The organism is Mycobacterium sp. SMC-4 (genome assembly GCF_050205565.1).
In the GTDB taxonomy this organism is placed as follows: Bacteria; Actinomycetota; Actinomycetes; order Mycobacteriales; family Mycobacteriaceae; genus Mycobacterium.
Genome location: NZ_JBNMQU010000001.1, coordinates 817,062 through 841,617 on the forward strand (window position 1 = coordinate 817,062; position 24,556 = coordinate 841,617).

Here is a 24,556-nt window from a genome sequence, read left to right on the forward strand (position 1 = left end):
CGTCCATGGTTGCCGGGCCGCGCACCACAAGCTGTAAAGATTCGGTTTCGATCCGATCGCAGTGCCGACAGTTAGGTTGGACGCCATGGACCTACTCCCTGTGCGACCACGCCGCCGAGGAATCCGTCAGATCGGAAAAGGCCTGGGCACGCTGGACCGCGAGGTGTTCCAGGCCATCGCGAATTCACCCAGCCCACTGTTCGACGCGGTCATGCCGCGACTGACCCGCGCCGCCGACCATTCCAAGCTGTGGTTCGCCATCGCCGCCGCGCTGGTCGCGTTCGGCGACGGGCCGACCAGGCGCGGCGCCGCGCGGGGCGTGGCGACGTTGGCGGTGACCAGCCTGGTGACCAACCAGGGTGCCAAACGGATCTGGCGGCGGGAACGTCCGAACTGGGTGCTCGTCCCCCTGGCCCGGCAGACGCGCCGGCACCCGACGTCGAACTCGCTGCCGTCGGGACACTCGGCCAGCGCGGCGGCCTTCGCGATCGGCGTCGGATTCGAGAAGCCGACGCTCGGTCTGGGCTTGTCCTTGTTGGCCGGACTGGTCGGCATCTCCCGGGTTGCCACGGGCGCGCACTACCCGGGTGACGTATTGGCGGGTCTCGGTCTCGGTGCGGGCATCGCGGTGCTCGGTGCGCGGGTGGTGCCCCCGGTCGTGGAACCCGAGTTGCCGGGTGCCGCCCCACTGCGTGTCGAGACCCCGGCGCGGCCTGACGGTGCGGGCGTCGTGCTGGTGATCAATCCGGCTTCCGGCAGCGGCACCGGCGCCCAGGTCGTCGAGGAGGTCCGTGCGGCGCTGCCGCGCGCCGAGATCGTCGAACTCGCCGAGAACGACGACGTCACCGACGTCATGCGCGCAGCCGCCGGACGTGCGGAGGTGCTCGCGGTCGGAGGCGGTGACGGCACCGTGGCCTCTGCGGCCTCCATCGCGCTGAACGCCGGCGTACCGCTGGCGGTGTTCCCCGCCGGCACCTTCAACCACTTCGCCAAGGACATCGGCTGCGACACCCCGGACAAGACCATCACCGCCATCCAGCGGGGCTGGCTGTCGAAGGTGGACATGGTGTGCATGAACGAGAAGCAGATGCTGGTCAACACCGCCAGCATCGGTGCGTACCCGCGGTTCGTGCAGACCCGGGAAAAACTCGAGCACAAGATCGGCAAGCCACTGGCCGGTGTGTACGCGATGTTCCACACGTTGCGTCGCAGCGAACCGGTCCGGATCAGCTACGACAACCAGACCTTGCAGACCTCGCTGTTCTTTCTCGGCAACTCCGCCTACCTGCCGTCGGGCTTCGCACCGTCGCGGCGCACCCGGATGGACGACGGCCTGATCGACGTGCGGATCCTGGAGACCGGCCGCAGGCTGGCCCGGCTGCGCATCATGACCGCGGTCGCGCTGGGTCGACTCCAGCGCAGCCCGCTGTACCACGAGATGCGCGTGCCGGAGTTCTCGTTCCGCGCGGTCGACGGCCCCACCGTGCTCGCGCTCGACGGCGAGGTGGGCACCGAGATCGAAGAGGCCAGCTTCAGTGTGAAGTATCGGGCACTGTCGGTCTTTCGTCCGCTTCCGTGACGGGACGGCGCGGCGGGACCAGACGTAGGCACAGCAGGAAGTACGCGTAGCCCAGCGCCCAACCCGCCACCACGTCGGAGGGGTGATGCACATTGAGCACCACCCGGCCCACGCCGATCGCGACGACGAGCATCGCGCCGGCCGCGATCAGACCGCCTCGCATCCGGCCGCCCACCAGTGGCAGCACCACGGTCAACAGCGCGCACACCGAAACCATCACGCCCACCGCATGACCGGACGGAAACGCCGTCGAGTGCTCCGCCACGAACGCAGTCTCCGGACGCGGCCGGTCCGCCAGGTACTTTCCGATCTGGGTGATCAGCCCGCTCAGTTCGACACTGATCACGAGGAACATCGCCACGGTCAGGTTCCGTCGGGCCAACGCCGCGACGATCACCACCAGCGCGACGATGCGGAACGCCGTCGGGCCGAAAATGGTGCAGAAGACGTCCCACGCCGTGACCCAGGCCGGGTGCGCGTCGCCGATCCGGTGCATCGCCGCGAGCGCCCAGTTGTCGACGGACGTCACCGCCGGCCAGCCGTTGCGGTAGCCGAGCCACATCGTCACGTAGATGCCGACGGCGATCCCCGCGGTCACCGCCGCACTACGGCCATGCGTCTTCACCCCTCCACCAGTACCTGAGTTACCGTTTCGGGATGGCCGTCTTCCTTCGGAAGCTCTTCCGGATCGGCAAGCTCCCGCGTGAGCTGCGCAATGAAGTCGAAGCCGAAGGCATCCTGGTGTTCGCCGAGTACGTCGCCGTCACCCGCAGGTTCCGCGGCACGGTGCCGGGGCTGCGTTCGAGCGGCAGCATCGCCAGTTATGTCGGATCGCTGGTGGTGACCAATCAACGCGTGATGGGGACGCTCTCGTCGGTACCCAAACTGGCCGGCCGCACGATCGACTTGCGTTGGGACGCACCCCAGACGGGTGCGGTGAAGGCCGAGCTGTCCGAAGACGGGCTGACGCTGACCGCCGACATCGCCGAAATCGACGCGCGCTGCGAGGGCGAGCTGTCCCTGCATTACAAGCACCCCATCCCGGCCGACGTACTGGCGCGGTTGCCGCGTCGGTCGCTGGCCTACGACGTGCCCCCGGAGTTCGTGTTCCGCACCGTCGGGGTGCCGTACAACCCGTAGACACCACGAAACCCCGGTGGTGTGCCGGGGTTTCGGGTTCGGGTGGTCCGTCTTTTCGGGCCGTCGCGGAGTAAACCTGGAGAGTTATTCCGAGGAGTCCGTGGAGTCAGACGACCCGACGTTCTTGGTGCCGGCCGTGGCCTGCTTGGCGTCGGCCTTGGCCTTCTTGGCCTCGGCGCGGGCGTCGGCCTTGGCCTTCTTGGCCTCGGCGCGAGCGTCGGCCTTGGCCTGACGGGCTTCGGCGCGAGCCTGCTTGGCCTCGGCGCGGGACTGCTTGGCCTCGGCCTTGGCCTGCGCCTTGGTGTCGACCTCGACTTCGGCCTTGGCCTTGGCCTTGGCGGCAACCTCAGCCTTGCTCTCGACGTTCGCCTCCGACTGAACCGCGGTGGCCTCGGTGTCTACGGCCAGGGTGCGGGCCACGGTGGCCGGGACGGAGCTGATCGCGGTGCGCGCGTCGGCGGTCTTCGCCGCCGTGGTGGTGGTCTTGACGTCGTTGCGGATGTAGGCCTTGTCGATCTTGGCTTTGAGCTCGGCTTCGCGCGGGGCCAGGAACGGCAGCAGGGTGACGATCGGCAGCTTCTTGGTCGGGACCAGGTAGTGGGTGGTGGTGCCGCCCTGGGCGTTGGTCTCGACGGTGATGTTGGAGGTCGGGACCTTGGTCAGGTCGGCGTAGGTCGACGGTACGTGGACCACGATGCCCCCGGCGATGGCGTTCACCATGGCCAGCAGGTTCCACGGGCGGTCGGGGAAGTCGGCCATGCCGTCGTATTCGCCGGTGACCACGACGACGTCGTAACCGGTGGCCGGGGCGGGCTGGTAGGTGTAGTCGTAGCGGTCGTTGCGGCTGGACTTGTTGATCATGTTCTGGCGGCTGGAGTCAGCGGCCACCACGAAGGTCAGGTGCTCGGCCGAGGGCGCTCCGGGCGTACCGGCCAGATCCCGCATGACCTCGTCGACGACCAGTGCACCGGCCGACAGGCCCACGACCGTGACTTTCTGGCCGGCGACGATGTTGCCGGCCGCGTCGCGGTCGAGGTTGGCCAGCGCGTCTTTGATCGCGGCGTGCATGTTCTCTTTACCGACGGCGATCGAGGCGCCCAGGGTCAGGTCGCCGCGTCCGGTGAAGGGGCCGGCCTCAGCGGGCCATTGGACGTTGATGCGTTCTTGGTTTTTGAACGCACCACCGAGCAAGGGGGCCATCAGCAGATCCGACATCTTGGGCACGCTGATTCCGCCGATGATGACCGCCGAGCTGGCGGCCCCGGCGCCGGTGGCCGTCGACAGAGCGACAGCGGCTGCGGCTACGGTGGTGGCGGCGGTGATGCCGGCGTTGCGCAGGGTGGTGTGCACGGGTTTTCTCCAGGATTTTCTGTGGTGATGAGTCCGCGTGTTCGCGGTGTGATCCCAGATTAAGGCCGCCATCCACGGCTGTATAGCAACTTTTTTATTGTTCTCTTATTTCTATTTACAGCGAACGCCCTTTGCGTAACTGTCACGCGCGGATCAGTGCGCGATGGTTCGGTGCCGCACAAGGCCGGCGCGCAGTTTCAGACTCGTCAGCGCAGCCTTATTCCAGTTCAAGACTATCTTTGAGCCTGCAACGATGATCGCGCCGGTGCAGGCAGTGACATCGCCGTGATCGTGATGTGTTTTGCTCGTAATCCGGCCCAGCAATTTTTAATAAGCTCATGGTGCCGATCTCAGAAGTCGCTGTGCAAACTTAGGGAATAAAGTCCCTTCCGTAGCGGTTCAGGTTCGGTCCGCACGTAGGCCACGGCACGTACCCACCCGACGTACGCCACGGCGCGCGTGAGATCGACTGAACGTCCAGCAAACGGTCGATGGAGAGCCCGTTACGGGAACACGGTGTCGACGAGACTTACCGGCTAGGTTCGGTACACCTCAACCGAAGGGGACTGACGCAGTGACCGACCGGCAGCGCGACAACGTCCTTCTCGTGCACTGGCATGACCTCGGCCGCCACCTCGGCGCGTATGGCCACACCGATGTATTCAGCCCGCGGATGGACCGGTTGGCCGCCGAAGGCGTCCTGTTCACCGCCGCGCACGCCACCGCACCGCTGTGTTCGCCGTCGCGGGGATCGTTGTTCACCGGGCGCTACCCGCAGAGCAACGGCCTGGTCGGGCTGGCCCACCACGGCTGGGAGTACCGCGCCGGCGTGCGCACCCTGCCCCACATCCTGTCCGACAATGGTTGGTATACCGCGCTTTTCGGCATGCAGCACGAGACGTCGTATCCCTCGCGGCTCGGGTTCGACGAATTCGACGTGTCCAACTCGTACTGCGATTACGTGGTCGACCGAGCCATCGGGTGGCTCGCCGATGCTCCCCGGACGCCGTTCTTCCTCACCGCCGGCTTCTTCGAGACCCACCGCCCCTATCCGCACGACCGGTACGAACCTGCCGACCCGGAAACCGTTGCGCTGCCGGACTATCTGCCCGACACCGACGACATCCGTCAGGATCTCGCCGACTTCTACGGTGCCATCTCGGTCGCCGACGCCGCCGTCGGCCAGTTGCTCGACACCCTGACTGCCACCGGACTGGACCGCACCACCTGGGTGGTGTTCGTCACCGACCACGGACCGGCCCTGCCGCGCGCCAAATCGACGCTGTACGACGCCGGTACCGGAATCTCCGTCATCGTGCGACCGCCCCGCGGTTCCCTGGTCTCGCCGCAGCGCTACGACGACCTGTTCAGCGGCGTCGACCTCGTGCCCACCCTGTTGGAGTTGCTGGGGGTGGCCGTTCCCGACGACATCGAAGGGTTGTCCCACGCAAACCGATTGCGAAGCAACACCCCTGAGGGGCGCCCGGTTCGAGATGCGGTGTATTCGATGAAGACGTACCACGATTCATTCGACCCGATCCGGGCGGTCCGCACCACGAGGTACAGCTACATCGAAAACTATGCGACCCGGCCGCTGCTGGACCTGCCCTGGGATATCGCCGACAGCGCCCCGGGGAGGGCGCTCGCACCGCTGGTGCACGACCGTCGACCGCAGCGTGAGCTCTACGACCTGATCGCCGACCCCACCGAGACCCGCAATCTGCTCGGGCCCGATGCCGGCGAGGAAGCGCAGGCGATCGGCAACGAACTGGCCTTGCTGCTCGACAGCTGGCGCCAGAAGACCAACGACGTCATCCCGTCGGAGTTCGCCGGCACACGGATCGCCGAACGGTACACCGAGACGTACCGACACATCCAGGGCATCGAATTGCCCAGCCGCAAAGCCGGCGCCGCCGAACGCGGACTCCATCAAGATCGAAGCGCCCCACAATGATTCCGCTCAGCGTGAACGGAAATGCCGGGCTGCCGGGCTGACGATCTGCGGTTAGGCTCTCGCGCATGTCAGCCAGCCCGACGGCGTATCTCGTGCTTGCGTCGCAGCGCAGCGGAAGCACCCTGCTGGTCGAATCGCTGCGCGCCACCGGCGTCGCCGGCGAGCCGGGCGAGTTCTTCCAGTACCTACCGACGACCAGCCAGGCACCGCAGCCTCGGCAGTGGTTCGCAGAGGTCGGCGACGAATCGATTCTGCGGCTGCTCGATCCGCTCGACGAGGGCAGGCCGGATCTGGCGCCTCCCGAGGTGTGGCGTGACTACATCCGTACCGTGGGGCGCACCCCGAACGGCATCTGGGGCGGCAAGCTCATGTGGAACCAGACACCGTTGCTGTTGCAACGCGCCGGCGGGCTGCCCGAGCGCTCCGGAGAAGGACTTCTCTGCGCGATCCGCGATGTCGTCGGCAGCGACCCGCTGCTGATCCACGTCTACCGTCCCGACGTGGTCTCCCAAGCGGTTTCGTTCTGGCGCGCGGTGCAGACGCGAGTGTGGCGTGGCCGTCCCGACCCGACGCGCGACGCCCGCGCCGAGTACCACGCCGGTGCCATCGCCCACGTGGTCTGCATGCTGCGCGCGCAGGAAGACGGGTGGCGCAACTGGTTCGCCGAAGAGAATGTCACGCCGATGGACGTGCCGTACCCGACGCTGTGGCGCAACCTCACCGAGATCGTCGCGACCATTCTCGAGACACTCGGTCAGGACCCCCGGCTGGCGCCGGCGCCGGTGCTGGAGCGTCAGGCCGATCGGCGGTCCGACGAGTGGGTGGACCGCTACCGCGCCGACGCCGCGAGAGCGGGCCTACCCACCTGACGGCGTGCGTGCGCGACGGACGGCTGCGCGGATGCCATCATCGAGTCGATGGACGACTCCGAATCAGTGCGCCGGATCTGGCAGGCGCTGTCCCTGCCCGGTGTCATCGACGTGCACACACATTTCATGCCGAAGAACGTGATGGACAAAGTGTGGAAGTACTTCGACAGCGCCGGTCCGCTGATCGGCAGGCCGTGGCCCATCACCTACCGCAGCGATGAGCAGGACCGGCTGCGCACGCTGCGGTCGTTCGGCGTGCTGGCGTTCACGTCCCTGATCTACCCGCACAAGCCCGATATGGCCGCATGGCTCAACCAGTGGGCCGCGGGCTTCGCCGCTTCCACACCGGACTGTCTGAAGACCGCGACCTTCTACCCGGAGCCCGGTGCCGCCCGGTACGTCGTCACCGCGCTGGAGACCGGTACGCAGGTGTTCAAGGCACACCTCCAGGTCGGCGGCTACGACCCGACCGACCCGCTGCTCGACGAGGTGTGGGGTTCGATCTCCGACGCGGGCACGCCCGTCGTGATCCATTGCGGTTCAGGGCCGACCCCCGGCGCGTACACCGGACCGGAACCGATCCGGTCGGTGCTGCAGCGGCATCCACGGTTGCGGCTCGTCGTCGCCCACATGGGCGCGCCCGAATACAGCGAATTCCTCGATCTGTGCGCGGATTTCGACAATCTGCATCTCGACACCACGATGGCGTTCACGGGGTTCACCGAAGAGACGATGCCGTTCCCGCCCAGCGAGTACGTCCGGCTGCGCGACATGGGACACCGCATCCTGTTCGGCAGCGATTTCCCGAACATTCCGTACGGTTACGCCCACGCGATGGGGGTCCTCACCGAGCTGCCGGGCATCGACGACACCTGGTTACGCAACGTGTTACACGACAACGGCGCTCGCTTGTTCGGCGCCCTGCGTACCTTCTCCGGGCCGCCAACGGCCGACCGCACCGCACGAGGAAAGGCAGTTCCGTGACCGAACCGCAGGTGCCCGGCGAGCCCGATCCGCCGATCCCCGTTCCGGATGTGCCGGGCGCCGAGGCAGGTCCGGGTGGCCTACCCCGCCGGGCCGATCTGACCTGGCGCCAGCGCGCGATCGTGGATTCCTCGGCAATGGCAGACCTGGCGCTGCGCACCTCGATCGCCTCGCTGCTCAGTGCCACGATGGTGCCGTCGGTCCTCACGGCATTGCGCCGCTCGGAAACCCGCGCCGAGCACGAACACCTGAAGTTCTACGCCGGCCTGGCCGCCGCCCAGGATCCGCAGCGAGCGTTTCCCGCCCCGACCCGGCCGCCGCGCGTGTTCTCCCGTCCGGCCAACCCGGTCGCCGAGTGGGTGGCCCACGGCAACGTCAACAACATCCGGTTCGAGAGCAGCTTCGAAGCGGTCAACCCCGCGCTGCGGGATCAGTGCGCCGGTTTCGCCCGCAACAACGTCGTCCACGCCCAGCACTGGCGCCACGACGACGGTCCTCGTCCCACGTTGTGTCTCATCCACGGCTTCATGGGCTCGGCGTACCTGTTCAACGGGCTGTTCTTCTCGCTGCCCTGGTTCTACCGGTCCGGCTACGACGTCATGCTCTACACGCTGCCGTTCCACGGCCGGCGAGCGGAGAAGTACTCGCCGTTCTCCGGCCACGGCTACTTCGCCCACGGGTTCGCGGGGTTCTGTGAAGCCATGGCCCAGGCGGTGCACGATTTCCGTTCGCTGCTGGACTATCTCGAGTTCACCGGCGTGGACCGCATCGCGTTGACGGGCATGTCGCTGGGTGGCTACACGTCGGCGCTGATCGCCGGCGTCGACGACCGGATCGACGCCGTCATCCCGAACGTCCCGGTGGTGACTCCCGACCGGACCGTCGACGAGTGGTTCCCCGCCAACAAGATCGTGGCGCTACGCGAATGGATCGCCGGCACCGACACCGCGCTGACCGACGCGGCGACCATGTACTCCTCGCCGCTGAACTACACACCGCTACCGGCCAGAGAGCGACGGCTGATCATCGCCGGTCTGGGTGACCGTCTGGCCCCTCCCGAACAGGCCGAGATCCTCTGGAAGCACTGGGACCGCTGCGATTTCCACTGGTTCCCCGGCAACCATGTGCTCCACATCAGCCAGCCGGACTACCTGCGCCGCATGACCCGGTTCATGGCGCCGTTCATGTTCGACTGAGCGCTGCCCCGGTCGACCAATCCAGGTCGACGCCACCGTGGCTACTGGTGGCCGGTGCGGCCAGCCGCTTGTCCGACCTGGGATGCATCGCGGTGAGCGCCGGGCCGTGGTTGCCGCGTTCCGGCGTCAGGCCACTGATCGGAGCGCCGGCAGACGGCCGGTCCTGGGTCCGGACCGCGCACGCCGCGGCCAGTTGGTGAGACGTTCTGGTGCCGGTGATCTCGACCGCGCTCCACACCTCGGTGGCGTCCAGACCGCGTACCGCCTCCAGCGTGTCGGCCAGATGGTCGTCCACGGCGATGCGGTAGGCCGCGACGTGTCCGCGCGAGTCGGCCACCGCGCGCCAGGACTCCTTGACCGGCTCGGGCAGCACCACGGCCGGCTCCGGGTCGGGCGAAACCTCCCAGCCCATCTCACGAAGCTGGTCGGCCAATCGCCGCCCCGCCAGCTCGACGGTGTCCTGCAACGGGATTCGCGGCGACCGGGCGGTAAGCGCGGCCAGGTTGTCGGCCGCGCCGAGGGTCAGACTCACCCAGGTCGTCCGTTCGCCCGCCACGTCACGGCTGGTGACCCGCACCTTGTCGAAGCGGATCCCGTAGCGGTCGACGTAACCGGCCGGCACCTCCAGGGGGAGGTCGTCGGCTTCCCGCGGCTCGACACGCAAGGCCACCGTCGCGTACTCGGTGGAGCGATGGCTGCCCGCGACGCGACCGCGCCGCCGCAGCATCGCGATCCGTCGCCCGATCATGTCCGTGACGAACATGCCCCGCCACCATGCGAAGAGCACGACCACGACGGCTACCGCGATCCCGAGCAGCCACCGAGAGGCGGGCGTATCCCAGGGGTAGGCCATGGCGGCGGGAATGACGAACAGCAGCGCCAAAGTGATTCGGACGATCATGACGTCGGGTCCTTCCGTCGGTTGCGCACCACCACGGCGGTGAGCACGAGCAGCGCCAGCACGCCCACACCGGCGAAGGCGACGATGCGGGGGGTCGGGTCCTGCGCCGGCGGTGCCGGCGGTGCTGCCACCGGACGCACTGCGGCACTGTCGGTTTCGGCGCGTTCGGGCACGTCCCAGGTCAACGCCGCGACCGGATCCACGCGGCCGGTGCCGACGAGGTTCGACGGCGAGCGCGCGGCACCGTTGGCGGTGCCGGTGAGCCGGTCGACGACCTCGCCGGCGGTCAGTTCGGGAAAACGACTGCGTACCAACGCCGCGACTCCCGCGACATATGCCGCCGCATAACTGGTGCCGCTGACCGGCGCGAACCCGTTGTCGTTGTCGGGCAGCCCGTTGGCCAGACCACCGGACGGGTCGTTGCTGATCGAGGTGATGCGGTCCCCGGGTGCGGCGATGCCGACCCACGGACCTGCCATGGTCGAGGGCGACGGCCGCCCCGAAGCGGCCAACGACCCGACCGACAGCACGTAGGGCTGCCAGACCGATGGCATCGACACCGTGGTCGCACCGTCCCAGTTGCGGGGATCGGAGGGGCGCGCCGGATCGGTCAGCGGATTGGATTGACAGGACGCCCCGCTCGTCGAACCGGCACCGGTGTCGCCGGCGGCCGCCACGATCACCGCGTCCTTGTCGACCGCGGCGTAGCGCAACGCTGCCCCGAGTGCATCCTGGTCGATGGCGCGGTTGGCGGGCAGGCAGATCGCGCTGGGGATCGCGATCACCCGTGCGCCTGCGTCGGCGGCACGGACCACCGCTCGCGCCAAGGTCTGGACCTCGACGGTGGCGCGCGCCAACTCCGGATCCTCACCGGGGCTGCGCGGCGAAAAGCGTTCAGAGGTTTGGCGGATCGCGAGGATCCGCGCGGCCGGCGCCACGCCGGAGAAGGCGTCGTCGCCGGGTTGCCCGGCGATGAGCCCGGCCACCAGGGTGCCGTGTCCGTCGCAGTCGGTCGTCCCGTCGGTGGACTCGACGAAGTCGCCGCCGGCCTCGACGTTGGGCAGGCGCGGACCCGGGGTCACCCCGGTGTCGAGAACGGCCACCAGCTGCCCTTCGCCGCGGCTGTGCCGCCACGCCTCCGGCAGCTTCAGAGCCGACGAGTTCGGTTCTGCCGCCGCGGGATCGGTCCCCGCGACGACGCCGCTGGTGACGCACGGGCTGCGCTGACTCATCGTCGCGGCGGGGCCGGCGCTGCCACTCGGCGGCGACACGGCCGGATCGACCTGGGGCGGGGTGATCGCCCCTGCGGCCGAGCCGGTGAAGGCCAGAGCCAGCACGGCGACCGCGGCAGCCGCCGCGGCGCGCCGCCCGGTGGCCAGGCCCTCAGAATCCATTGAGGACCCAGGAGAAGAGGCCGATCAGGTACGCCATCACCGGGATGATCGACGCATCGAGCGCCGAGGCCACGAAGCTCAGCATGCGGCGCGCCGGCAGCGAGTAGCTCTCCGGCTCTGCGATGCGCGGGTTGAGCGCGACGACCACCCAGGCCGCGGTCACGATCGCCAGGACGCCGAGCGCAGCCCAGGCCGCGTCGTAGTGGCCGCTGAACGCGAAACCGGCCAGCACCACAATGGTCACCAACACGGAGTGGCCCAGCAGCCACGCCTTGCAGGACGCCGAATCCCAGACCCGGGCGCGCAGTGCCGCGCCGAGCGCGACGGCCACGACCAGATACCAGGCCCACGGGGACGCCGTGGTGTCGTCGCCGAAAGCGGGCCACAGCAGAGCCACAGAACCGAGGACTCCCAGCAGCACGCCGGCGGCGATGAATCCGGTCTGATGCGAGTCGGTCGCACGGACCCGGCGAGGCAGGTCCTCGAGGACACGCAGCGGCTGCGCCGCCGGAGCCGGGTCGCCGGGGGCGGGGATCACCGGGACGGGAAGACGCGCGCACATCGCCGAAAGCTGGGCCGCGGCAACGGTGACCAGGAGGCCGACCAGAACCAGACCGCAGCCCAGCGCCAGCGGCGACACCGTCCACAGCGCCGCGGCACCGGCGGCGAGCAGCACACCGAGCGCGGTGGTGGCGGTGGTGGTGAACAGCGCGATGGCGCGCTCACCGACGATGATGCTGATGATCGACCAGGCGGCGACGCCGGCGGCCGACAACACGATGTGGGACGCACCGAAATCGCCGGGCACGGCGAGTGCGAACGCACCCGCCACCGGCACCAGGGCCGTCACTGCCAGCGCGGTGGCCAGGCGGGCCGAAGCCGGCCTGGTGAGCAGGGCGCCGAGCACGCTCAGGACTGCGGTGGCCGAGACCACGACCAGACCGAGCGTGTCGCCGGTGATGACGCGGTGCGCCACCGACAGCGCGGTGGCCACGAGAATCAACCCGAGCACGGCCAGCGTTGCACCGCGCCGGATCTGGACCATGCCCCACGGCCTGTCCCGCGACTGGGAGAAGATCATCGCCGCATCGGCGATGTCCTCGACGATGCGCGGGGCAGGCGGTCCCACCGGAACGGGCTGCAGCACAAGCAGATCGCCGTCGACCACGCCGACGGTGGCCAGCGTCGCGTCCAGGCTGAACGGCGCACCGCCGATCGGCGCGAGGCTGACGAGTCCGGCGGTGTCGGCCACCACGTCGCTCGGCGCCACGATGCCCTGGATCGCCGGGATGATCTCGCGCAGCGGCAGTTCGGCCGGCAACGCGATCTCGGTCAACCGGCCCGCATCCCCGTCACCCACCGCGGCGGTGAGCACGGCGACGCGCACGATCGGCATCACCGCGTTGTTGGTGGCTACAGCGTGCTCTGACATTGTTCTTCTTTCTGCCGTCTTCTCTCGGCGGTGTACTCGTCGAAGTCTTTGGTGACTGCCTGGTCGGGGAACCACGGCCCGTCGGGCAACGCGGCGCAGAGGCGCTCGACAGCTGCGGCGATGGCCAGGGTGGTACCCGGGGCGAACGTGGAGATCCATTCGCCGTCAAACGCTTTGGTCGGGCTGACCAGCACCCGCCCGACCGTCGTGTCGACGACGCTGACCCCGACGTCGGTGCTGACCCGGTGCCCGTCACGGTGTTGTCCGGCGACGATCTCGACATACGTGCGCGGTTCCTCGAACGCGGCCACCACCACAGGGCGCGCGTTCGAGGGGACTCCGAGGTAGTCGAGCATGTCGCGGACGGACGCTCCACTGCGGATCTGTTCGTCGGCTTTCGCGCCGGTGTGAGCAGGCAGCGCGAACTCGTCGAACCGGGCCGGTGCACGACCGGACAGGCCGACCGTCAGCACCGGCACCAGCGCCTGTGGATGGTCGATGTCCATCGCGGTCAGAGTGACCAGGTCGGCGCTGCGCAGCGCCACCACGGTCCCGGTCGCGTCGCGGGCGACCAGTCCCCGCAGCATCGAACCGTCCGGCCCGATGAACCGCAGCTCCAGCCACTGGGCCGGCCGGCACACCGATCGGATCCACCCGGCCACCGAGGCGTCGACGACACCGTCGGCATCCAGGATTCCCATCCGGGTGAGGCGTTCGACCTGCCCAGCCTCGAACTCCGCGCGTTGCGCGTAGTCGGTGTAGGGCGGCGTGATGGCCAGCACCCACGGGAACGATCCGGCACCGAGGGTCTCGGCGAGGAACCAGGCGGCCTCCGCGCCGAGCTCGACGGCGTTAGCCCGCACGGGACCCGGTCAGCCCCACTTGGCGCCTTCGGCCTGGTCGCGGGCCGCCATCGAGGTGGTGTTCATCTCGTGGGTGCTGGCCATCGCGCGGTAGGCACGCACCAACTCCTCGAGCGCACCGTTCCACTGCGCCTGCCAGGCCTGGTAGGTCATGCCCGTCTCGCCCTGCCAGGCGGCCTGCAAGGCGGCCTGCTCGCTGGCGATGTCGGCACCGACGGCGTGCAGAGCGCCTGCGTACGCGGACATTTCACCGGCGTGAGCGAGCATCGCCGGGTAGTTGTACATGATCTGAGACATCGAGGTCTTCCCTTCGTGGTGGTGCCGGGTCAGATGGCGGTGGCGGTGTAGGTGCTCGCGGCGGCGGCGTCCTCGGCGACGTAGGACGCTGCGGCGTCACCGATGTTGGCCTGTGCCAGATCGAGCAATGCGTTGATCTTCGCCGAGGCTTCGAGGAAGCGGGCGTGTGCGCCCTGGAACGCCACCGACGACTCACCCATGTGGAAGGCCTGCGACGACTGCGCGGCCTGCTCGGCCTGCGCAAGCGTGCTGCGCATCAAGGCGGCCTTGGCGCCGAACGCGCTCTCCGACGCGACGAGCTGTGGGATGTGAGCATCCAAGAGGCTCATGGGTTTTCCTTTCGGTTGTGGTGGTGTTCTTCGGTTGAAGTCTGTGCCGGGTCGGACCCCCACGTCGACGGCAGCATCGGGCTCTTGGGCCCGCCGCCGAAGGAGTCGCCTTCCAGCGTGGTCAGCCCAGCGGCGTCGGCGTCACCCTTGGTGACCGTCCCCGCGAAGCCCATCGGCCCGGCGCCGCGCTGCGACGCGCTGACCCGTGGCTCGGGCGCGGGCGGGGCGTCGCGGTCGGGCTCGTCCTCGTAGTCGACGGAGATGTCGGCGTACTGCCGGCCGCCCATGTCGTCCTTCTGACGACGGCGACGCTTGCGCCGCTCGGCCGCGGACGCCGCGATGCCCGAGGCCGCGGCCGGGATGCCCGACGACGGCGCCTTGGCGCTGGTCGAGTCGCGCACCGTCGGCGAAAACCCTTCGCCCGGATCACGACTGGCCACCACATAGGGGAATGCCGGTGCGGCTCCGGCCGGTGCGGCGACGCTCGCCGCCGAGCCGCTGACGACGGTGGCCGCCGAGGCCGGCGCGCCGGCGGGCACACCGGCGGGTGCACCTGCGGCCACGGGGAACGACTGCTGCTCGGGTCGTGCGGGCGCAGCCGGTTGCGGGCTTTCCTGGGGGGCCTGTTCGGGCGCTACCGGCGGGTTCTGGGTCAGCACGTGCAACCCGACCACACCGAGCGTGATGATCAGCGGGATCAGGAACGGCGCGGTCGCGATGAGGGTCCAGGTGGTCCAGCCGACGGGCTGGAAGATGGCCTGGTAGCCCACCGCGAACAACAGCGGGAACCAGGTCACCAGCGCCCCGGCCGGGTCGGTGAGGAAGTCGTTGATCAGCTGGGTGAAGTTGCCGATCGGGTCGCGCAGGAAGTCGATGATCGGCTCGAACAGCATCCGCAGGAAATCGATGTAGAAGTCGATGATGTTGAACGACGAACCGGCCTCGGCGGCTTGGGCCTGCGCGGCGTTGTTCATCATGTCGGCGGCTGCCCGGCCTGCTTCACCCACCCCGGGTGCCAGAAGCATCGGTGGCGGCACCGAGGTCGGTGTCGCGGCCAGCGCCGCACCCGACACCGCCTGGTAGGTGCTCATCGTGGTGGCCGCCTGGATCCACATCCGGACGTAGTCGGCTTCGTTGAGCGCGATCGGAATCGTGTTGATGCCCAGGAAGTTCGTCGCGATCAGCACGGCGTGCGTCGTCTTGTTGAGCGCGAGCTCCGGCAGCGTCGGCATGGTCGCCAGCGCGGTCGAATAGGCGGCGGCGGCGGTCTCGTGCTGGGCGGCCGCAGCGGCGCTGTGCGCGCTCTGCTGCGACAGCCACGCCAGGAACGGCGTGTGGGCCGCGACGTACTGCTGCGAGCTCGGCCCCTCCCAGGCGCCGGCCTGCACACCGGCCAGCACGTTGGTCAATTCGGCTGCCGCGGCGGCATATTCGGTGCTCAGCGACTGCCAGGCCGCTGCCGCGGCGAGCAGTGAACCCGGTCCGGGACCGCTGCTGAGCAGCGTCGAGTGCACCTCCGGCGGAAGCGCCATCCAGACAGGGGCGGTCATCAGCCGCGCGCGATCATGTACGACGACGCGGCCATCGCGTCACCGCTGGCGTAGCTGGCCGCGGACTCGCCGACTCCCACTCCGGCGCGCCCCAGTTCGGTCACGCCCTGGGTGGCCACCGTCTGGTGTTCGGCTCCGGCGGCACTGAATCCGGCCGCGGTCTGCAGCGAGACCGCATCGGCGGCCGGCGGGATCACGGCGGTGACGGCCGGCGCGGCGGCGGCGTGGACGGCGGCCATCCGGGCCGCTAGCGCCTCCACGGCTGCGCTGGCCGCGGTCAGTCCCTCGGGCACGACACGAAGTGTCATCGTTGCTCCCCTCCTCGTTGTGAACCGTTACAGCTCATCGATGTTCGCTTCCGCCCGCCCGGCTGCCGGCGGTCTCGCCGGCCAGCGGATTGACGAGTTGGACGTAGGTGGCGGTGTCCCGTTCGTCGAGCAGCATCGCCCGACCCACCGGCAGCCGGCTGAACCGGTGCCCACGGATCTTTCCGCTGTCCTGCGGGTTACCCGACATCATCAGCGTGGTCGCCTGCAGTTCGTTGAGCCTGCGCAGCAGCGGCGCGGTCATGACCGCGTGCGCCGCGCCCGAGGCCCGTGCGGTCACGATGACCCGCAAGCCGAGATCGGCTGCCTGTGCCAGCAGTCCGATCAACGCCGTCCACGGCCGCTGTCCGACGAACGGTCCGCTGACCGCGGGGCCGTCCGGGATCTGGTCGACGTCGTCGATGATCAGGTAGTGCAGGTGGTTGTCCTGGCCGTTGCGGTAGGACCAACCGGACAGCTGCTGCGGCGTCAGACCGGCCGGTGGACGACGCTTCTCCAGTAGGGCCGACAAGCCGAGCATCGCCGGCAGCACCCGGTCGATGTTGGGCGTGTACTCGTTGTCGGGGAAGAGCGGCTCGTCGACCAGTTGGAGCCGGCGGTCGATGACCGTGAAGGCCACCTCGTCGGGACGCGAGTTCTCCCGGATGGTCCGGATCAGGTGCCGCAGCAGCGTGCTCTTGCCGGTCTTGGCGTCGCCGAACACCATCATCAACGGGTTGTCGGCGAAGTCCACCGTGACCCCGGCCAGGTCCTCCTCGCGCTGACCGATGACGACCTGCTCGGGTGCCGGGTAGAGCACCGGCAGTGCAGACGGCGCCAGGTTGGTGGGCAGCAGCCGCACCGGCGGTGCCTGCCGATCCGGATGACGCGCGTTGAGTGCCGGGATGGATTCCAGCGCCGGGCGGGCGAACAGGAAGTGCTCGGCCGCCATCGTCAGACCGCGGCCGGGCTGGTCGGCCGGCACGCTTTCGGCGGGCCGGCGCAGCGCGCCCGCGACCCGCACATTGCTGTCCTGCGGGTCGTGCAGGCGCAACTCCAGGCGCAACCCGAGACCCTCGCGCATCGCCAGCGGCACCTCCAGCCAGTTCGGCGTCGTGAGCACCACGTGGATGCCGTAGGACAGACCGGTGTTGACGAGCTCGGTGACGCGGGCCAGCAACGGGTTACGGGTGTTGAACGTGTCGGTGTTGTCGCGGCTGAACGCGTACAGGTTGTCGATGACGAGGAACACCTCGCCGTAGCCGTCCTGGTAAGCCCCGCTGGCCGAGGCCCCGCGCTGCTGACGGGCCCGCAGCAGTTGCTCGAGTTCACCGAACGTGCGCCGGATCTTCTCGGGCTCCAGCGGTGAGGCGACACTGCCGACGTGGGCAAGCTGCTCGAGTTCGCGCAGCCGGCCGCCGCCGTAGTCGAGGCAGTAGAACGACACATCGCCCGGGGCGTGCAGCGCCGCCGCCGACATGATGAATGTCTGCACCGCGGTGGACTTTCCGGACTTCGGTCCGCCGTGGATGACCATGTTGGCCGCCGACGACGCCGCGTCGAACACCAGCGGGTCGCGCCGCATCTCGAAGGGGCGGTCGATCTCGCCGAGCGGCCAACGCCATTGGCGCTCCCCGATATTGGCGCGGCGCAGCAACTCCGCCAGCGGGATCTCCTCGTCGAGCGGCGGCAGCCACAGCTGCGGTGCGCGGGGACCGTACTGCGCGAGCTGATCGCCGATCGTGGCGATCAGCTTGCGCGGCGGCAGCACCTCCACATCGGCACCGTCGTCGACGATGACGGTGTCGGGCTCCGGCTCCACCCATCCCGCGCTGAACAGCTGCGGACGCGGAATCGCGTGCACCACAATGGATTTGTCCACTCGCGGCGGTTCGTAGATGCCGTCGACATAGGTGCTGCGGAATTTGATCGGGCGGGCACCCGGAGCAGGCACCAGGAAGCCCACGCCTTTGTGTTCCCGGCCGGACTCGATGTGGTAGGCGTCCTCGACGCCGATGATCTGGCGCGACACGCTCGGGCTGGCCACCTTCAGGCCGATCCGGTAGGAGGTGTTCTTGTCGATGTCCTTGATCCGGCCGACGTCCAACGTCTGCGACGCGAACAGCAGGTGGATCCGGAACGAGCGGCCCTTTCGGGCGACGTAGTCGAACAGCTCGGCGTACTCGGGGTGGTCGGCCAACATCAGGGTGAACTCGTCGGCGACCACGAACAGCGTCGGGATCGGGGGCAGGTCCGCTCCGGCCTCGGTGTTGCGAGCCGCCTCGTACTCGGTCACCGAGTTGAACGCGCTGCCCTGCACCCGGCGGCCGGCCTCTTTGAGCAACTGCTCGCGCCGGGCCACCTCACCGCGCAGGGTGTCGGCGAACCGGTCGGCCAGCGAACGCTTTTCGGCCATGTTGGAGATCACGGCCACCACCTGCGGGAAGTGGCGGAAGATGTCGGCGCCGGCTTCGCCCTTGAAGTCCGCGTAGATGACGATGAGCCGGTCGGCCGGATGCGTGGTCAACAGCGACAACAGGATCGACATCAGGGTCTGCGACTTGCCGGAGCCGGTCATACCGATCATGAGGCCGTGCGGCCCCATGCCGCCTTCGGCTTCGTCTTTCAGGTCGAAGATCAGCGGCTCGCCGGTGGCCGTGACACCGATCGGAACCCGGAGCTCTTCGTCACGGTTGCGGGGCGCCCACAACGCGGCGACGTCGAGTGCCGAAGCGTCCGGGATACCCAGCAGCGTGGTGAAGGTCGCGCCACCGGTGGTGGCCGAGCGTCCGTGGTCGGGGTTGGAGTCCCAGCGGGCCAGGCGCCGGGCCAGATGAGCGGCGTCGGCGACATCGAGGGTGTCGGCGTGGTCGATGAACGGGGCCCAGTCGCCGTTCTGCCAGCGGCCGATCCGGCCGTCGGCGATGCGCAGGACGGGACGCTCGGGATCGGCGTACTGGTCGCGATTGGGTTCCTGTGCACCGCGGTGGATCACGGTGACACCGGACAGACCGCGACCGACGAACTCCGCCGGATCGGCCTCGGGGTCGTCGAGCACGATCACCAGGTGCTTGGCGTCGGCGCCGCCGGTCCCGGTGAACGGGCCGCGATCGGCCAGTTCCCGTGCCAGACGGTCACGCAGATCGGCGGCCGTGGTGGCCAGATACCGTGCCGGGCCGACGCCGTCGACGGCGTTGGGCACGTCCACGTGCGGCAACCACTTCAGCCACGACCACCGAGGTGACTCCAGATCCGCTCCCGCATAAGCAATCCCGAGCACTGACGGGTCGTGCCAGGCCGCCGCCTGGGCCAGCCAGGCGCGCAGCGCGCCGTCGACCTCGGTGTCCTCGCCGAGCACGGTGATCCGCGCCAGCCGGGTCAACTCCAGTCCCACGGGCGCGTCGTGCAGGGTGCGCTGGGTGTCGAGCAGGCCGCGCAGCGTGGTGTGTGACACCGGTTCCAGGTCGATCTCGTCGGCGATCTCCTTGACCCGCAGGGTCGCATCCAGCGCACGATCGTGCAGACCGGCGCGCAGCACCAGGAAGTCCGCATCGTGGGGATCGCGCTCCCACTGCCGCTGGGTGCCCGGAACACCGGTCAGCGCAAGCGGTTCGGGATGCGACCACTCGAGTGCGGCACGCTGTTCGTCGGCGTGCGCGCGGACGTTGTCACGGACCACCGACAGGTAGCGCAGGTAGTCGGCGCGCTCGGCGTCGACCTCCTCGGTGCGCATCTTGTTGTCCGAACCGCGGTACAGCGCCGTGGCCGCGAGCAGCAGCACGAACGGGAAGAACAGCGTCGTCGGTGAGATGAGCCGCAGACCCGTGGCCACCAGGGCCACGATCATGCCGACGATCAGGATGACGATGAGGTAGGGCAACGCCCGCCGCAGCAGCGACGGCGGGACCACCCGCGGCAGCTCCGGCGGCGGTTCGATGGCGATGGTGCCTTTACGGGACACCGGCGGCGGTATCCGCTTGCGGTGCTCGAAGATCAGCCTGCTCACGGGTTCTCCAAACGGGGCGCGGTCTGCAGCCGTGCCGGTGACGGGTTGGGCGCCAGCGTGTCATGGGCCAGCAGCGCATCGGTGCGCGAAAGGGTCGGCCCGGCGGCGAATTGGGACAGCACCGACCACGGGATCGGCAGCGGCGCGGAGGTCAGTCCCAGTGCCTCGACGGTATCGGTGCCGTCGTTCGAGCCGGTTTCGATGCCGTAGCGGACTCCGGTGTCGCTGAGCCAGAACAGTCCGCTGCCGCTGTCGACGAAGTAGCCGGTGCCGGGGGCGGTGGCCACGCGCGCGGCGGGGCCGCCGGGCGCACCGGCGGTGATCAGATCGACGGTCTTCACGCCGTCGGGGATCGGCAGCGCCGCACCCGACAGCAGCGTCAGCGACTCGACCTGTGCGCCTTCGGGTTTGTCCCACGCTGCGCAGATCACCGGGTCGGCCGCGGTGTCGACGAGGGTGACCGGTTCGGCGGGGTAGGCCGCGGTGTCGATGCCCCCGACCGTCGGCAACTGGGCGACGGTGTCGGCGCCGAGCCGCGGCGGCTGGTCCAGTCCGAACGAGTTGGTGTTGCGCAGGATCGACGCCACCACCGGTGAGATCGGTTGCAGTCCGTCGGCGTGGACAGCGTAGTGGCGCAGCGTGTTGTCGGCCTCGTAGGCGACGACGACCGCGCCGATGGGCGCCGGGATCGGCAGCGGCACCGACGAGGGGGTGCCCGCTCCGGGGATCGCCGGCGCGGTCAAAGCCGGCGCCTCGGGGATGGTGTTGAACAGTCCCGTGGCGATCGGCTGGATGTGCAGCGGTGCACCGCCCAGCCCCAGGGCGTCGATGACCGCGCGGTCGTTGACGTCGACGGGGCTGCGCTTGCCGTCCCACAACAGCCATGTCCTGCCGTCGTTTTCGACGAGCAGGGCCTGCCCGTCGGGCAGCGGCGCGGCCTTCTCGCCGCCCTCGCCCAGGGGTCCCGTGATCACGGTGACGCCGGTGACCGAGCCGGTCGCCGCGTCGCACACCGACCAGTGGGCGTCGGCGGTCGGGTTGGGCACCATACGTTCCGGTGCGCCCGGGATTCCGAGCATGTTGCCGCGCGCGAACTGGTCGATCTCGGCGGTCTTGACCAACGACGGGTTGTCGGGGCGGCCGGTGATCAGTCGCGCGGAGGTCAGGTTCAGCACCGGATGGACCTGGTCGCCGAGCCTGACGTAGAGCGCGGCGGTCTCCCGGTCGGCGAGCACCGAGTCGGTGCCGGCGACTCCGCCCGGACGGATCAACGAGAACAGGAAGCAACCGATCACACCGGTGACCAGGATCAGCGCGCCGACCAGCACGGCCCGCGACTGGGTGCGCAGCGGATCTACCAGCATCCTGGTGTCGTGCAGCGCGACACCGGATGCGATGCGACGCCGCATGAATCGCCATCCGGTGACCTGGTGCCGGGTCACGAAGCCCCGCCGGTAGCTGACCCGCTCGGGATTCTCGTTGGCCGGCGTGCGGGACTGGAAGGAGCGCCGGTCGTCGTCGGGGGTGGTCATTGCGGCACCGACAGGCCGAGCCCGCGCAGCAGCGGCCCGGCGGAGTTCGCGACGTCAGTGGCCGTGATGGTCATCAGTTCGTCGTCGGTGAAGTCCTCGGCGTCCGAGTGGTCGAGGCGGTACTCCCGCTCCTCTTCCGAACGCTCCACGAGGTTACGGACGAAACGACCGTTGCCGGCGATGTCCAGACTGCGTCGCTCGACGCCGTTGACATCGGGGGTGGTGGCTTGGGCCAGATACTCGAACAGCCGCTCCATGTCCTGGCGGGCAGCGTCCTCGAAGCGCGAGTCACGCTTCTCGGCCATGCGGATGGCGATTTCGACGAGCTCCTTACCTGAATACGACGGGAAGTCGATGCTGCGGGTGAACCGCGAACGCAGGCCCTCGTTGGTGTCGAGGAACGTGTCGAGGTCCTTGCGATAGCCCGCGACGATGACCACGAGGCGGTCGCGGTCGTTCTCCATGCGGGCCAGCAGGGTGTCGATGGCGACCAGACCGAAGTCGTTCTTGGCGCCGGTGGACACCAGCGCGTAGGCCTCGTCGAGGAACAGCACACCATCGAGCGCACTGTCGATGATCGCGTTGGTCTTGGCCTCGGTCTCACCGATGTGCTGACCGATCAGGTCGGCGCGGTGCACTTCGCGCACCGTCTCCTTCTTCAACAGCCCCAGGCCGCAGTAGATCTTGGCGACCACGCGGGCGATGGTGGTCTTACCGGTGCCGGGAGGCCCCGCGAAGACCAGATGGTTGGTGCGTTGGGCGACCGTCAGGCCCCGCTCCTGGCGGCGGATTGCCATCGCGACCGAGCTCTTCAGTCGCGCGACCTGGTATTTGACCTCTTCCAGGCCGATGAACTCGGCGAGTTCGGCCTCGGCCTCGATGAGCAGGTGGGCCTTGCGGTCCTTGGCGCCGGGGTCGACGAAGTCGGCCTCGCCGGGCTCGGTCTGCGGATCCCACGGATCCGACCGGGCGTCGATGCGCGCGGCTGTGGTGGTGGGGATGCCGAAGCTGGTGTCCGACAACGCCTCCTCGATCTGGGCGCTCTCCGGGTTGGCGGCGTAGAGCTCCTGGAGCAGTTCCTGCGCGTCTTCGTCCTCACCCTGAGCCCGCAACGCCAGCGCCTTGGCCAGCGCGCCGTCGACGGCCGCCACCGCGACGGGGCCCTCGGGCTTCTCCAGGTGCGACAGCGCCGGGGCGAACATGCCCAGCCGCGCCAGCGCGACGCCCAGCGTGATGCGCGCGGCGTGCGCGTAGGCGGGGTCGAGGGACTCGTCGGCGACGACGGGCGTCAGCATCCGCACCACATCCGACCATCGACCCGCCCGGTAGTGGATGGCGGCACGCACCCAGCGCGCCTCCAGCCACCCGGGCCGCCGGTCGAGAAGTTCGCCGACGAGGCGGTCGGCCGCGCCCCACGAGGTCGGGCCGTTCGCCGCGTCGCAGCGGGAGACGGCGTAGGCCAACGCGAAGTCGTCCGGTTGCGTGGCGCGGAACTGCAGATACAAACCGGTGTCGTATAGGAAGCCCAGCGCATCCGGTGCCAGCTCGATCTCGCGCTGGAGGACACCGGCAGTGGCAGAAGTTTGCCAGATGGCCTCGACGACGGCCGGGGTGACGTCCCCGGCGGCGGCCAGTCCGGTCCACGCGTCGCACTGGTCGTGTGCCACGCGGGTCAGCGCGGCGAAACCCGCGCGCGCGGAGGCGGGGTCGGCCGGTCGGCGTCGGTCGTAGACGGACAGCCCGAGCGTGCGGCAGCAGGTGGCGAACCTGCTGACGATGTCGGGGTCCACCCGGGTCGCCGCGCTCGCGCGGGACGTCAGCGTGTCAGATCGCGTTTCCATGAAATAGTCGCGGTGCGGGAAATCCGGCACATTTGCCAGAATCCCGGATTCCCGCCCAACTCCCTCGACATCTGTTATGTATGGCTAAGCTAACTCGCGCTGAAATTAGCACCGTGAGAGCAAACTGTCGAGACGCACCCTGACCGCGTGCTTACGCGCTGGTGAGAGCGTCGAGCTTGGCTCGGTAGTCGACCACCGTCTCCCACTGCGGTGGGCGCACCGCGCGCAGCGCCGCGATGTTGCCCACGACGTCGCGGGACTCCTCCGCGGCGATCTGTCGAACGCAGTCGTCGGCCACCGGTGGCGGATACAGATACTGCTCGGTCAACCGCAGGTAATTCAGGTCGCAGCGCTCGATCGCCGGGTCCATGTCGGGCTGGGCCGCGCACCTCAGCGCGAAGGCCCAGGCCATGTCCCGGAACTGGATGATGAGCCACTCGAAGATCTCGACGTCGGCGCCGAACAGCCACCGCCGGATCGTCTTGATGCGCGGGGAGACCTGTTCGACGACGTCGAGAACCGCGTCGACCTGGCTGCCCAGTACTGCGTTGACCAGATCGAAGTCTGAACGCAACGGTTCGATCGGCAGCTCGTGGGCCCGTGCGGCCTGCACGGCCGCGACCCCCAGGTCGAGGTTCATGTGGGCGTTCAGCGCGGTCAGCAGGTGCTGGAAGATGATGGGATCGTCCGGAGTCTCGGAATGGAACGCCTTCTGCCACAGCAGGCTTCGGAAGGGGAACAGCACACCGCCGTCGTGACCGTTGTAGAGGTCGAGCGCCTCGAAGTACCGGCGGGCGAAGGTCAGCTGGAAGGTCCGCATCCACTCGTCGTGCTCGAAGCAGTCGCCGGCCTCGATGGCCTGGTGAATCGCGAGGGTGGCCTGACGGTAGATCACGGCGAAGTACCCGATCGGCGTCTGACTGCGTTCGGCCCAGTCGATCGTCTTCTCGAAAGCTGCCAGCACGTCGCCGATCGTCTCGAGCCGCCCGATCGGGTCGATCCGTGCCGTCGGCGGCTGGAAGAACACCGGCATC

20 protein-coding genes are annotated in these 24,556 nt (G+C 68.9%); 6 read left to right on the top strand and 14 right to left on the bottom strand.

Annotation, left to right across the window (positions count from 1 at the left end; genetic code table 11):
• Positions 1-85: 85 nt before the first annotated feature.
• Positions 86-1,579, top strand: a complete 1,494-nt coding sequence (locus ACQI46_RS03980; protein WP_427092615.1) for a bifunctional phosphatase PAP2/diacylglycerol kinase family protein — start codon at positions 86-88, stop codon at positions 1,577-1,579.
• On the opposite strand, the gene ACQI46_RS03985 is transcribed toward ACQI46_RS03980, so the two are convergent.
• A complete protein-coding gene (locus tag ACQI46_RS03985) occupies positions 1,533-2,204 on the bottom strand; it encodes a phosphatase PAP2 family protein (RefSeq protein ID WP_427092616.1) in 672 nt (223 codons plus the stop codon). The two genes, ACQI46_RS03980 and ACQI46_RS03985, sit on opposite strands and share 47 nt — an antisense overlap.
• Before the next feature lie 32 nt (positions 2,205-2,236).
• Here ACQI46_RS03985 and ACQI46_RS03990 point away from each other — a divergent pair, with 32 nt between their 5' ends.
• A complete protein-coding gene (locus tag ACQI46_RS03990) occupies positions 2,237-2,719 on the top strand; it encodes a hypothetical protein (RefSeq protein WP_427092617.1) in 483 nt (160 codons plus the stop codon).
• An 84-nt stretch (positions 2,720-2,803) separates the two neighbouring features.
• On the opposite strand, the gene ACQI46_RS03995 is transcribed toward ACQI46_RS03990, so the two are convergent.
• Complete coding sequence (locus ACQI46_RS03995) at positions 2,804-4,069, bottom strand: PE-PPE domain-containing protein (protein WP_427092618.1); 1,266 nt, start codon at positions 4,067-4,069, stop codon at positions 2,804-2,806.
• Between the two features lie 574 nt (positions 4,070-4,643).
• Here ACQI46_RS03995 and ACQI46_RS04000 point away from each other — a divergent pair.
• The 4 genes from ACQI46_RS04000 (at position 4,644) to ACQI46_RS04015 (ending at position 9,072) form a co-directional block, all read left to right on the top strand.
• Positions 4,644-6,023, top strand: coding sequence for a sulfatase family protein (locus tag ACQI46_RS04000; protein WP_427092619.1), 1,380 nt, complete (start codon positions 4,644-4,646; stop codon positions 6,021-6,023).
• Between the two features lie 65 nt (positions 6,024-6,088).
• Positions 6,089-6,892, top strand: a complete 804-nt coding sequence (stf0, locus tag ACQI46_RS04005; RefSeq protein ID WP_427092620.1) for a trehalose 2-sulfotransferase — start codon at positions 6,089-6,091, stop codon at positions 6,890-6,892.
• A 48-nt stretch (positions 6,893-6,940) separates the two neighbouring features.
• Positions 6,941-7,876 (top strand): amidohydrolase family protein, encoded by a 936-nt coding sequence (locus tag ACQI46_RS04010; protein WP_427092621.1) that lies wholly within the window; start codon positions 6,941-6,943, stop codon positions 7,874-7,876.
• Positions 7,873-9,072, top strand: a complete 1,200-nt coding sequence (locus ACQI46_RS04015; protein ID WP_427092622.1) for an alpha/beta hydrolase family protein — start codon at positions 7,873-7,875, stop codon at positions 9,070-9,072. Before ACQI46_RS04010 ends, ACQI46_RS04015 begins: the two co-directional genes overlap by 4 nt.
• Here ACQI46_RS04015 and eccE read toward each other — a convergent pair.
• The 12 genes from eccE to ACQI46_RS04075 form a co-directional block, all read right to left on the bottom strand.
• On the bottom strand, positions 9,059-9,973 hold the full coding sequence (eccE, locus tag ACQI46_RS04020; protein WP_427092623.1) for a type VII secretion protein EccE: 915 nt from the start codon (positions 9,971-9,973) through the stop codon (positions 9,059-9,061). The genes ACQI46_RS04015 and eccE overlap by 14 nt on opposite strands.
• Positions 9,970-11,367, bottom strand: coding sequence for a type VII secretion-associated serine protease mycosin (mycP, locus tag ACQI46_RS04025; RefSeq protein ID WP_427092624.1), 1,398 nt, complete (start codon positions 11,365-11,367; stop codon positions 9,970-9,972). The genes eccE and mycP overlap by 4 nt, the downstream gene beginning before the upstream one ends.
• Positions 11,357-12,799: a type VII secretion integral membrane protein EccD gene (gene eccD / locus ACQI46_RS04030; RefSeq protein ID WP_427092625.1), complete on the bottom strand. Its 1,443-nt coding sequence runs from the start codon at positions 12,797-12,799 to the stop codon at positions 11,357-11,359. The genes mycP and eccD overlap by 11 nt, the downstream gene beginning before the upstream one ends.
• Entirely contained in the window at positions 12,781-13,662 is an 882-nt protein-coding gene (locus ACQI46_RS04035; RefSeq protein WP_427092626.1) for an ESX secretion-associated protein EspG, read from the bottom strand. Before ACQI46_RS04035 ends, eccD begins: the two co-directional genes overlap by 19 nt.
• 9 nt (positions 13,663-13,671) lie before the next feature.
• The gene (locus ACQI46_RS04040; RefSeq protein ID WP_427092627.1) at positions 13,672-13,959 is read right to left on the bottom strand and encodes a WXG100 family type VII secretion target; all 288 of its coding nucleotides are present in this window, start codon (positions 13,957-13,959) and stop codon (positions 13,672-13,674) included.
• Positions 13,960-13,988: 29 nt separating this feature from the next.
• Positions 13,989-14,288 carry a type VII secretion protein EsxS gene (locus ACQI46_RS04045; RefSeq protein ID WP_427092628.1) on the bottom strand — a complete coding sequence of 100 codons (300 nt, stop codon included), beginning with the start codon at positions 14,286-14,288 and terminating at the stop codon, positions 13,989-13,991.
• Entirely contained in the window at positions 14,285-15,838 is a 1,554-nt protein-coding gene (locus tag ACQI46_RS04050; protein WP_427092629.1) for a PPE family protein, read from the bottom strand. Before ACQI46_RS04050 ends, ACQI46_RS04045 begins: the two co-directional genes overlap by 4 nt.
• A complete protein-coding gene (locus tag ACQI46_RS04055) occupies positions 15,838-16,146 on the bottom strand; it encodes a PE family protein (RefSeq protein ID WP_427092630.1) in 309 nt (102 codons plus the stop codon). Before ACQI46_RS04055 ends, ACQI46_RS04050 begins: the two co-directional genes overlap by 1 nt.
• 34 nt (positions 16,147-16,180) lie before the next feature.
• Entirely contained in the window at positions 16,181-20,149 is a 3,969-nt protein-coding gene (gene eccCa / locus ACQI46_RS04060; RefSeq protein WP_427092631.1) for a type VII secretion protein EccCa, read from the bottom strand.
• Positions 20,146-21,681, bottom strand: a complete 1,536-nt coding sequence (eccB, locus tag ACQI46_RS04065; protein ID WP_427092632.1) for a type VII secretion protein EccB — start codon at positions 21,679-21,681, stop codon at positions 20,146-20,148. Before eccB ends, eccCa begins: the two co-directional genes overlap by 4 nt.
• Positions 21,678-23,522, bottom strand: a complete 1,845-nt coding sequence (gene eccA, locus ACQI46_RS04070) for a type VII secretion AAA-ATPase EccA (protein ID WP_427092633.1) — start codon at positions 23,520-23,522, stop codon at positions 21,678-21,680. The genes eccB and eccA overlap by 4 nt, the downstream gene beginning before the upstream one ends.
• Positions 23,523-23,673: 151 nt before the next feature.
• Positions 23,674-24,555 (bottom strand): DUF5995 family protein, encoded by an 882-nt coding sequence (locus ACQI46_RS04075; RefSeq protein ID WP_427092634.1) that lies wholly within the window; start codon positions 24,553-24,555, stop codon positions 23,674-23,676.
• Position 24,556: the final 1 nt, after the last annotated feature.